The following is a 10,541-nucleotide window of genomic DNA, read 5'->3' as shown; positions in this document are numbered from 1 at the left end:
CCCCCCGAGGGGGCCGCTGCGCCTGCGGCCTGGCAAAGCCAGTTCCGCGGCCCCGGCTGGAATTAAGAGCTCTTCACCAACGAGCTGGCATAGAGGCAAATCGCGGCGGCGGCGGCGACGTTGAGCGACTCCTCGCCGCCGGGCTGGTCTATGCGGACTTTGAGGGCTGCCCTGGCCATCAGGTCGTCGCCTACGCCCTGCCCTTCGTGACCCATGGCCCAGGCGCAGGGCATGGGCAGCTTTTGCTGGTGCAAAAAGTCGCCGTGGTGCGAGCTGGTGACGACGATGGGGACCGTCAACGCGGCCAGCGCCTCGGACTCCAGGCCTTCCACCAGTTGCAGGGCAAAGTGGGCGCCCATGCCGGCGCGCAAGACCTTGGGCGACCAGAGCGCCGCCGTGCCTTTGAGGGCGATGACCTGGCCGAAACCAAAGGCCGCGGCGCTGCGCAGGATGGAGCCGACGTTGCCGGCGTCCTGCACCCTGTCCAGGATCACCGAGGCCGCAGCAGGCTGCAGGCCGGTGGCGGCCGGCAAATCGAGCACAAAGCCCATGCGCGCGGGCGACTCCAGGCCGCTGATCTCGGGCAGCAAGGCGTCGGGGATGACGATGCTTTTGGGCGCAGCACGCGTCCATTCCGCGGGGGCGACCGGCCAATAGGATTCCGAAAAAACAGCCAGGGCAGGTTTGAGTCCCCGCGCCAGCGCCGCGCGGCACAGGTGATCGCCTTCCAGCCAGACGCGGCCCTGCTTGCGGTAGGCCGTGCTGTCCTGGGACAGCCTGCGCAAATCCTTGATCAGCGGGTTGTCGCGTGAGGTGACGTGGGTGACTTCGGCGGCAGGCCCGGAAGAGGAAGAAGAACCCTGGCTCACCGGAGGACCTCGGCCACCGGCGCGAAGGACCTGCGGTGCTGCGGGCAGGCGCCGTGCTCGCGCAGCGCGGCCAGGTGCTCGGCCGTGCCGTAGCCTTTGTGGTCGGCAAAGCCGTATTGGGGATATTCCAGGTGGAACTCGGCGCACCATCGGTCGCGGTGCACCTTGGCCAGGATGGAGGCCGCCGAGATGGCGGGCACCAGTGCGTCGCCGCCCACAATGGCTTCCGAAAGGATCACCAGCGTGGGCAGGCGGTTGCCGTCGACCAGCACCTTGTTGGGCTTGAGACGCAGGCCCTCCACCGCGCGCTTCATGGCCAGCATGGTGGCCTGCAGGATGTTGAGGCTGTCAATCTCTTCGACACTGGCCTGCGCRATCGAGCAGCACAGGGCCTTGGCACGGATTTCGTCGTAGAGCTTTTCGCGGCGCAGGGCCGTGAGCTTCTTGGAGTCGGCCAGTCCTTGGATCGGGTTCAATTCGTCAAGGATGACGGCGGCGGCCACCACCGGGCCCATCAAGGGGCCGCGCCCTGCCTCGTCAACGCCGGCCACCAGCCCGGGAATGTCCCAGGACAGCGCGGTTTGCTCAGCTTTCAAGAATTTGCTGGATCGCATCGGTCGCTAATGTTGAAGTATCCCGCCGCAGTTCGGTATGCAGCGCGGCGAATCGTTGTTCCACAGCCGCTATTTTGTCAGGTGCCGAGGATTTTGCCTCCACCCATTGCAGGACCGCCCCGGCCAGCGCCTCGGGCGTGGCCTGGTCCTGCAGCAGCTCGGGCACGACAAAGTCGCGGCACAGGATGTTGGGCAGGCCCACCCAGGGCTGCAGCTTTTTGCGCCGCATGATCTGCCAGGACAGCCAGTTCATGTTGTAGGCGATCACCATGGGCCGCTTGTACAGCGCGGCTTCCAGGGTGGCGGTACCGCTGGCGATCAGGGTGACAYCACACGCGGCCAGGGCGGCGTGCGACTGGCCCTCAAGGATTTGCAGATGGGCCCGCATGCCAGTTTCGTCGGCGATGTGTTCGATCGTGGCTTTCAGGGCCGGGATGGCGGGCACGACGAACTGGATTGCGGGCTGCGACCTACGGATCAGGGCCGCAGCAGCGAAAAACCGCTGCGCCAGGTATTGGATTTCCGACTTCCGGCTGCCCGGCAGGATAGCGACCACGGTGCTGTCGTCCCGCAGCCCCAGCGCGCGCCGTGCGGCGGCGCGGTCGGGCTGCAGCGGAATGACACTGGCCAGCGGATGCCCGACATAGGTCGCGGCAATGCCGTGGGCGGCCAGCAAGGCCGGCTCGAACGGAAAAATGCACAGCACGTGGTCCACGCTGCGCCGTATTTTTTCAACGCGGTCGGCGCGCCAGGCCCAGATCGACGGACTGACAAAGTGCACGGTCTTGATGCCCTGCCCTTTCAAGGCGGCCTCGAGGTCCAGGTTGAAGTCGGGCGCATCCACGCCGACGAAAACATCGGGGCGCTGCGCCAGCAGGCGTTGTTTGAGTTGTTCGCGGATGCCGACGATCTCGCGGTAGTGGCGCAGCACCTCAACGTAGCCGCGCACGGCGAGCTTCTCGCTGGGCCACCAGGGCTCAAAACCGCGTTTGGCCATCTGCGGGCCGCCTATGCCGCTGGAGGCCAAAGCCGGCCAGCGGGCCTTGAGGCCGTCGAGCAGCAAACCCGCCAGCAGGTCGCCGGAGGTTTCCCCCGCGACCATGGCCACCTTGGGTGCGCGGCCGGCCGGCAGTGTTGCGGCGAGGCCGCCAGCCTCTCCACGGGCTGGCAGAGGGCTGGTCTCGAGAGACATGGCCTTACCGGACGATGCCGCGTTGCGGCGAGGTTTGCGCCAGGAAGGAGAGCATCATCTCCACGTCGGGCGCCGATTCCGGGTGTTTCGCGGTCAGTTCGGCAATGCGCGCGCGGGCCTGGTCGAGCGTGAGGTCGTCGCGGTACAGCGCCTTGTGCATGGCCTTGATGGCGGAAATACGATCGGGTGAAAAACCCCGACGCCGCAGCCCTTCGAAGTTCATGGACCGCGCCTCGGCCGGCTGGCCCTGTGCCATGACAAAAGGCGGCAAATCGGCGAACAGCAGCGAGCACATGGCGGTAAAGCTGTGGGCGCCGATTTTCACGAACTGGTGCGCGACGGTAAAACCGCCCAGGATCACCCAGTCGCCCACGTGCACATGCCCGCCCAGCTGGGTGTTGTTGGCAAAAATCGTGTTGTTGCCCACGACGCAGTCATGCGCCAGGTGCACATAGGCCATGAGCCAGTTGTCGTCGCCCACGCGCGTCACGCCCGTGTCGCCGGGCGAGCCGATGTTGAAGGTGCAGAACTCGCGAATGGTGTTGCGGTCGCCGATGACCAGCTCGCAAGGCTCACCCGCGTACTTTTTGTCCTGCGGGATGGCACCCAGCGAATTGAACTGGAAGATCCGGTTGTCGCGGCCTATGGTGGTGTGGCCTTCGATCACGCAGTGCGCGCCTATGGTCGTGCCCGCGCCGACTTTCACGTGGGGGCCGATGACGGTGTAGGGCCCGACGCTCACCGATTCGTGGAGTTGGGCTTGCGGGTCCACAAGGGCCGTGGCATGGACGCCCGGCGCGTTAGGGGATGCTGTCATGTCGCGCTCGCCTGGATGGTTGCGGCCCGGGTCACGCTATGGTGCGCATGGTGCACATCAGTTCGGCCTCGCAGGCAATGGTGTCGCCGACACGGGTCACGCCCTTGAATTTGAAAATGCCGGCCTTCATGCGGTCCAGCGTGACATCCATGATCAGCTGGTCGCCGGGCTCGACCGGGCGCTTGAAGCGCGCCCCGTCTATGCCGGCGAAGTAATAAACCGTCTTGTCGTCGGGCGTCACGCCCAATGTCTCAAAGGCCAGCAAGGCGGCGGCCTGCGCCATGGCTTCAAGCATCAGCACGCCGGGCATGACTGGGTGGTGAGGGAAGTGCCCCATGAAGAAAGGCTCGTTGATCGTGACGTTCTTGAGCGCCTTGATGCTTTTGCCTTTTTCGATTTCGAGTACGCGGTCCACCAGCAGGATGGGATAGCGATGCGGAAGCTGCTTGAGAATTTGGTGGATATCCATCATGATTTTTCTTCAATGTGTCCTGAGTTCAGAATGGCTTTTTCAGCCAGCCGCAGGCGCTCGCGCAGCGTGTGGAGCTGTTTGAGCGTGGCGGCATTTTTTTCCCAGACGGCATTGTCGTCGATGGGGAAGAGCCCGGTGTAATTTCCGGGCTTGAGGATGGACCRTGTCACGACGGATGCCGCGGAGACATGCACGTGGTCGGCCAGGCTCAGGTGGCCCAGCACGATGGCGCCGCCGCCCACAGTGCAGTGGGCGCCTATGGTGGCGCTGCCCGCGACGCCGGCGCAACCGGCCATGGCGGTGTGCTTGCCCACCCGCACGTTGTGGCCGATCTGGACCAGGTTGTCGAGTTTGACACCGTCTTCGAGCACCGTGTCCTGCAAGGCGCCGCGGTCTATGCAGGTATTGGCGCCTATCTCCACGTCGTCGCCGATCAGCACACCGCCCAGTTGCTCGATCTTGACCCACTGGCCCTGGTGCAACGCGAAGCCGAAGCCGTCGGCGCCTATCACCGCCCCCGGATGCACAATGCAGCGCGCTCCGATACGGCAGCCGTCCGCCACGGTGACGCGCGCCGACAGGCGGGTATCCGCCCCGACCTGAGCATGCCGCCCAACGACGCAATGCTCGGCAATGCGCGCACCCACACCGACGACGGCGCCCTCCCCTATGCAGGCGAAGGCCCCCACCGATACCCCACGCGCCAACGTGGCCGTAGGATCGATAAAGGCACTGGGGTGGATCTGCGGCACGGACGGGGGGGCATGCCGCTGCTTCCAGAGCTGGGTCACCAGCGCGAAGGCGTGGTAGGGGTCGTCCACCACGATGCAGGCGCCCCGGCTGAGGGCGGCTTGCCGCGCGGCGGGCGCCACGATGACACAGGCCGCGGCCGACCGCGCCAGCTGGGCCAGGTATTTGGGATGGCTGAGGAAGCTCAGGTCGTGGGGGCCGGCGGCCTCCAGGGTGGAGAGCCGCTCAATCTGCAGGCCGGGATCGCCGATCAATTCGGCATTGACACCGGCGAGGAACTGGGCGATATCGGCAAGACGGAGTGTCACACTGCGCCTGCCGTTTTGGCGATGGTGATCGTGGTGAACACCCCCGCGATCAACGGGCGGCGTTCAGCGCCTTGATCACTTTGTCGGTGATGTCGTGTTTCGGGTTGACGTACACCGACTCCTGAAGGATCAGGTCATATTTTTCGGTTTCAGCCAGGGTTTTCACGACCTTGTTGGCGCGCTCAATCACTTGCTGGAGCTCTTCGTTCTTGCGGGTATTGAGGTCTTCCTGGAATTCGCGGCGCTTGCGCTGGAAATCCCGGTCCTGGTCCACCAGTTGTTTTTGCCGCGTGTTGCGCTGGCTTTCGGCCAAAGTGGGAGCCTCGCGCTCGAACTTGTCGGACAGCGTCTTGAGCTGCGTTGCGAGGTCGTTCAGCTCTTTCTCACGCTTGCTGAATTCCTGCTCGAGCTTGGTCTGGGCGGCTTTGGCGGAATTGGCTTCGCGGAAAATCCGGTCCAGATTGACGACACCAACCTTGAACTCCTGTGCRCTTGCCGAGAAACCCGCCAACGCGACAACAAGGCCGAGGAAAATTTTGTTTGAAAGATGCTTCATTAGAAAGATGTACCAATTTGGAATTGCAACCGCTCTATTCTATCGCCTGGCTTTTTACGCAGCGGCGTCGCGATGGCGATGCGCAAAGGCCCCAACGGGGAAATCCAGCTGATGCCGATACCGGTGGAGATACGCAGGTCATTCAGCTTGTATTGTTCTTTTTCCCCGAACACATTGCCGGCATCGACAAAACCGTACAAACGCAGGGTCCTGTCATTACCCGCGCCGGGGAACGGCGCGATCACTTCGGCATTCAGGGTCAGTTTTTTCGGTCCGCCAATGGCCAGGTCGGAGGCATCGCGCGGGCCCAATGAGCCCTGCTCGAAGCCACGTACCGATCCCAGGCCGCCCGAATAGTAATTCTTGAACAGCGGATACGGCTGGCCGTTCAGGCCCTTGCCCCAGCCAAATTCGCCGTTCAGCGCGACGGTGAACTGCTTGTTCAGCGGAATGTACTGCTGGATCTGGTAATTGGCGCGCACGAACTTGATGTCGCCCGCGACACCCCAGTCGCCGTACACGCGCTGATAACGACCGGTGGTGGGAACCAGGGAGCTATCCCGGCTGTCGCGCGACCATCCCACCGTCAGGGGGATGGAGTCACTTTTGTAACCAAACTGATTGGCATAGGTCTGGTAGCTGGCCGGCAGGTTGGTGCCGGGGACAATGGTCAGCTGCTCGTAGCCGCTGCCGAAATAGACGGTGTCGTTCTCGGTGAACGGCACCCCGAAACGGATGYTCGCGCCGCGGGTTTTCAGGCTGTAATCACCGCCCTGTCCGGAAAGCGGTTTGGAGGTGCGGTCGTAAACGTCGATCGTGCGCGAAATACCATCAGCCGTGAAATAAGGATCGATGGTGCTCAGCACCAATTGGCGATTGGACTTGCTGGTGTTGAGCTCAATCCCCAGGTAGTTGCCCGAGCCGAACACGTTTTCCTGCTTGATGCCGAACAGCAGGGACACGCTGTCCGCGCTGGAGTAACCGGCACCGAGCTGCAGATTGCCGGTGGGCTTTTCCACCACGGTCATGGTCACATCGACCTGGTCGCTGGTGCCGGGCACCTCTTGGGTGTCGATGTTCACTTCGTTGAAGTATCCCAGGCGGTCCACACGGTCGCGCGAAAGGCGAATCTTGTCACCGTCATACCAGGACGACTCGAACTGGCGGAACTCGCGGCGCACGACCTCGTCGCGCGTGCGGTTGTTGCCGGCAACGTTCACACGCCGCACATAGGCACGGCGGGAAGGATCCGCCTGGATCACAAAGGCCACGCGGTTATTGCTGCGGTCGATCTCGGGCACTGCCTCGACGCGCGCAAATGCGAATCCGAAAGTGCCGAAGTAGTCGGTGAAGGCCTTGGTGGTTTCAGCCACCTGGTCGGCGTTGTAGGGCTCGCCGGGTTCAATCTTCACCAGGGTCTTGAACTCTTCTTCCTTGTTGAGGTAGTTACCTTCCAGCTTGACGCCCGACACCACAAAGCGCTCACCTTCGCTCACATTGACGGTGATGGCGATGCTTTGCTTGTCCGGGGAAATCGCGACCTGGGTCGACTCGACCTTGAACTCCAGGTAGCCGCGCGACAGGTAGTAGGAGCGCAGCGTTTCGATGTCGGCATTGAGCTTGGTGCGCGAGTAGCGGTCGGAYTTGGTGTACCAGCTGAGCCAGCCCCCCGTGTCCAGGTCGAACAGGCCCAGCAGCGTGGATTCGCTGAACGCCTTGTTGCCCGTGACGTGAATTTCCTTGATCTTGGCCACGTCGCCCTCGACGACGCTGAACGTCAGGTTGACGCGGTTGCGTTCAATCGGCGTGACGGTGGTGATGACCTCGACGCCGTACAGGCTTTTGTTGATGTATTGGCGCTTGAGCTCCTGCTCGGCCTTGTCGGCAAGCGCCTTGTCAAAAGGCTGGCCGTCGGCGATGCCGGCTTCACGCAGGGCCTTCTTCAGCACTTCCTTGTCGAATTCCTTGGTACCGACGAAGTCCACGTCGGCCACGGTGGGGCGTTCTTCAACGATCACCACCAGCACGTCACCGCTGACCTCCAGCCTCACGTCCTTGAACAGCCCCAGGCCGAACAGTGCGCGGATGGCGGTCGAACCCTTGTCGTCGTTGTAGGTCTCGCCGACACGAAAGGGAAGCGACGCGAAAATGGTCCCGGGCTCCACGCGCTGCAAACCTTCAACCCGAATGTCGCGCACCGTGAAAGGGTCCACCGCCCAGGCGGTGCTGGCTGCAAAAAGACCGGCGGCGATGGCGCAGACTGCGCGAACTTTGAAGCGATTTACTTGTTTTTGCATGAAATGTATGGAATTAGCCCAAGAGCCGGGTGACATCGTTAAACAGGGCAACGCACATCATGCCCAGCAGGATCGCAACGCCACCGCGCTGCAACCGGTCCATCCAGGCGTCAGACACGCCTCGGCCAGTGATCCCCTCCCAAAGATAATACATCAGGTGCCCCCCATCCAGAACCGGCAGCGGGAGTAAATTCAGGACGCCCAGGCTCACGCTGACCAGGGCCAGGAAGGTCAGGTAATAGCTCAATCCGAGGCTGGCCGATTTGCCCGCGTAGTCGGCGATCGTGAGCGGCCCGCTGAGATTTTTGAGGGAAGCCTGGCCGGTCAGCATTTTCCCCATCAAGCGCAGCGTGAGGGTGGACACCTGCCAGGTGCGCACGGCGCCTTGCCACAAACCATCGACAAAGCCGTAGCGCACCGTCACGAGCTCCGCGGGCGCGCCCACATAGGCGTCAATCCGGGGCACCATGGTCCCGTTGACAGGCTTGAGTTCAGGGGTGACCTGCAGTGACAGGGGCTGGTCGGCCCGCATGATCTGCCAGCTTTGGGGCACAGCGGCCGAGGTGCGTATGAGTTCGCGCAAATGCGGCCCATCCATGACGGCGGTGTCACCGACGCGCAGCACCACGTCGCCGGAACGCAGGCCGGATTTTTCGGCCGCGCCGCCGGCCATGACGTCCCCAATCTCGGGCCGAGTCCACGGTCCCAGGATGCCGATCCTGCGGAACAGCTGGGCGTCGGCTTCGGGAGCACCCAGCGTGCTGAGCGGCAGCCGCACCGTCCGGCCCGCGCTTGCGCCATCGCCGCCCATCACCAGCGTGAGGTCACGGCCGTCCAGGGCGCCTTGAGTCAGGCGCCAGCGCAGATCCTCAAAGGAGCGGATCTCCTGGGGTTCATCGCCGTCCAAGGCCGCCTGCGCCACCAACTCCTGGCCGCGCAGCCCTGCTTTTTCCGCGAGCGAGCCGGCCACTGGGGTGGCCAGGACGGCCTTGGGCTCCTGCAGGCCGCTCCAGTTGAGGATGGCGTACAGCAGCACGGCCAGCAGCAGGTTGGCCGCCGGGCCGGCCGCGACCACGGCAGCCCGGGACTTGAGCGGCTGGGTATTGAAGGCCAGGTGGCGTTCGGCCGGGTCGACAGGCGCCTCGCGCTCGTCCAGCATCTTCACGTAGCCGCCCAGGGGCAGCATGCCGATGGAAAACTCCGTGGCCTTGTTTTTGAGTTTCCAGCTGTAGATCGGCTTGCCGAAACCGATGGAGAACTTCAGGACCTTGATGCCACAAGCCACGGCCACGCGGTAGTGGCCGTACTCGTGCACGGCAATCAGGATGCCCAGCGTCACGATGAAGGAAATCAAGGTCAACATGTCAAAGCTCCAGTTGTCCGGCGATTTGAAGGGCGACGCGGCGGGCCTGCCCATCCAGACCGAGCAGGCCTTCAACATCACTTACCTCTGAGGGCGCCAGCGCCTCCAAAGTTGCGTGATTTACATGGTGAATATGGTCAAAACGGATGCGTTTTTCAAGAAAGGCGGCAACTGCCACCTCRTTGGCGGCATTGAGCACGGCGGTGCTGCCGACGGGCCCGTTGAGCACCTCCCAGGCCAGCGGCAAGCCGGGAAAGCGTTCATCGTCCGGGACTTCAAAGGTCATGGTGGCCAGCGACCTGAAATCCAGGGCCTTGGCTCCCGACACCACCCGGTCGGGCCAGGCCAGGCCGTAGGCGATGGGAACGCGCATGTCGGGCGTTCCGAGCTGCGCCACCACCGAGGTGTCGCGGTACTGCACCATGGAATGGATGATGCTCTGGGGGTGGATCACCACCTCGATCTGTTCCGGCGTCAGGCCGAACAGGTATTTGGCCTCGATGACCTCCAGGGCCTTGTTCATCATGGTGGCCGAGTCGACCGAGATTTTCCGGCCCATCACCCAGTTCGGGTGGGCGCAGGCTTCGTCGGGCGTGACGTGGCGCAGGCTGGCGGCGTCCCGGGTGCGAAAGGGCCCGCCGGACGCGGTCAGGATGATTTTTTCGACCCGGTCGCCCCAGGTCGCGGCGTCCTCGGGCAGGGACTGGAAGATGGCTGAGTGTTCGCTGTCTATAGGCAGCAGCTTGGCACCGCCGGTGCGTACCGCCTGCATGAAGACCTCACCGCCCACCACCAGCGCTTCCTTGTTGGCCAGCAGCAGGCGCTTGCCCGCGCGGGCCGCCGCCATGCAGGGCGCAAGGCCGGCCGCGCCCACAATGGCCGCCATGACGGTGTCCACCGACTCGTGCGAGGCGATCATTTCGAGCGCATCGGGCGCCCACAGCACCTGCACAGGGAGCTGGTGGGCCTTGACCTTGTCCGCCAGCAGGCGGGCATGCGGCTCGCTCGCCATCACGGCGTAGCGCGGCTTGAACTGGACGCATTGCGCCAGCATCAGGTCGGTCTGGGTTGCCGCGCTGAGCGCGAACACGTCAAAACGGCCGGGATGGCGCGCARTCACGTCCAGCGTGTTGACGCCTATGGACCCCGTGGAGCCCAGAACGGTGATGCGCTGCTTGCTGAAGGGCATGATGGGCCTAGAGGGAGACCAGCATCATCGCCAGGGGCAGCGTGGGCAGCAGCGCATCGACACGGTCCAGCACACCGCCGTGGCCGGGCAACAGGCCGCTGGAGTCCTTGACAC

General features: G+C 63.8%; 11 protein-coding genes. All 11 read right to left on the bottom strand.

Going from position 1 to position 10,541, the window contains the following annotated elements; translation table 11 throughout:
• Positions 1-62: 62 nt before the first annotated feature.
• Entirely contained in the window at positions 63-869 is an 807-nt protein-coding gene (locus AC1D0P_RS15215) for a TrmH family RNA methyltransferase (protein ID WP_477677505.1), read from the bottom strand.
• Complete coding sequence (gene rnhB / locus AC1D0P_RS15210; protein ID WP_436154247.1) at positions 866-1,483, bottom strand: ribonuclease HII; 618 nt, start codon at positions 1,481-1,483, stop codon at positions 866-868. Before rnhB ends, AC1D0P_RS15215 begins: the two co-directional genes overlap by 4 nt.
• Positions 1,455-2,585 carry a lipid-A-disaccharide synthase gene (lpxB, locus tag AC1D0P_RS15205; protein WP_477677507.1) on the bottom strand — a complete coding sequence of 377 codons (1,131 nt, stop codon included), beginning with the start codon at positions 2,583-2,585 and terminating at the stop codon, positions 1,455-1,457. The genes rnhB and lpxB overlap by 29 nt, the downstream gene beginning before the upstream one ends.
• A gap of 94 nt (positions 2,586-2,679) precedes the next feature.
• Complete coding sequence (gene lpxA / locus AC1D0P_RS15200; protein ID WP_477677504.1) at positions 2,680-3,492, bottom strand: acyl-ACP--UDP-N-acetylglucosamine O-acyltransferase; 813 nt, start codon at positions 3,490-3,492, stop codon at positions 2,680-2,682.
• A 31-nt stretch (positions 3,493-3,523) separates the two neighbouring features.
• A complete protein-coding gene (gene fabZ, locus AC1D0P_RS15195) occupies positions 3,524-3,964 on the bottom strand; it encodes a 3-hydroxyacyl-ACP dehydratase FabZ (protein ID WP_122956731.1) in 441 nt (146 codons plus the stop codon).
• The gene (lpxD, locus tag AC1D0P_RS15190; protein ID WP_477677503.1) at positions 3,961-5,022 is read right to left on the bottom strand and encodes a UDP-3-O-(3-hydroxymyristoyl)glucosamine N-acyltransferase; all 1,062 of its coding nucleotides are present in this window, start codon (positions 5,020-5,022) and stop codon (positions 3,961-3,963) included. The genes fabZ and lpxD overlap by 4 nt, the downstream gene beginning before the upstream one ends.
• 49 nt (positions 5,023-5,071) lie before the next feature.
• Positions 5,072-5,578 carry an OmpH/Skp family outer membrane protein gene (locus tag AC1D0P_RS15185; protein ID WP_477652181.1) on the bottom strand — a complete coding sequence of 169 codons (507 nt, stop codon included), beginning with the start codon at positions 5,576-5,578 and terminating at the stop codon, positions 5,072-5,074.
• Positions 5,578-7,875, bottom strand: coding sequence for an outer membrane protein assembly factor BamA (gene bamA / locus AC1D0P_RS15180; RefSeq protein ID WP_477677502.1), 2,298 nt, complete (start codon positions 7,873-7,875; stop codon positions 5,578-5,580). Before bamA ends, AC1D0P_RS15185 begins: the two co-directional genes overlap by 1 nt.
• A gap of 13 nt (positions 7,876-7,888) precedes the next feature.
• Entirely contained in the window at positions 7,889-9,238 is a 1,350-nt protein-coding gene (gene rseP / locus AC1D0P_RS15175; RefSeq protein ID WP_477677501.1) for an RIP metalloprotease RseP, read from the bottom strand.
• 1 nt (position 9,239) lies between these two features.
• The gene (ispC, locus tag AC1D0P_RS15170; RefSeq protein ID WP_477677500.1) at positions 9,240-10,427 is read right to left on the bottom strand and encodes a 1-deoxy-D-xylulose-5-phosphate reductoisomerase; all 1,188 of its coding nucleotides are present in this window, start codon (positions 10,425-10,427) and stop codon (positions 9,240-9,242) included.
• A 7-nt stretch (positions 10,428-10,434) separates the two neighbouring features.
• The coding region (locus tag AC1D0P_RS15165; protein WP_477677506.1) for a phosphatidate cytidylyltransferase at positions 10,435-10,541 on the bottom strand (107 nt) is incomplete at its 5' end.

The organism is Polaromonas sp. P1_G2, from assembly GCF_056405515.1.
The sequence above is the reverse complement of the archived record's forward strand: the minus strand, read 5'-3'. Positions and strand labels throughout refer to the sequence as shown.

Bases quoted from the DNA above. Each gene is read 5' to 3' on its own strand.
- lpxA (WP_477677504.1), bottom strand. From the start codon at position 3,492: ATGACAGCATCCCCTAACGCGCCGGGCGTCCATGCCACGGCCCTTGTG.
- fabZ (WP_122956731.1), bottom strand. From the start codon at position 3,964: ATGATGGATATCCACCAAATTCTCAAGCAGCTTCCGCATCGCTATCCC.
- rseP (WP_477677501.1), bottom strand. From the start codon at position 9,238: ATGTTGACCTTGATTTCCTTCATCGTGACGCTGGGCATCCTGATTGCC.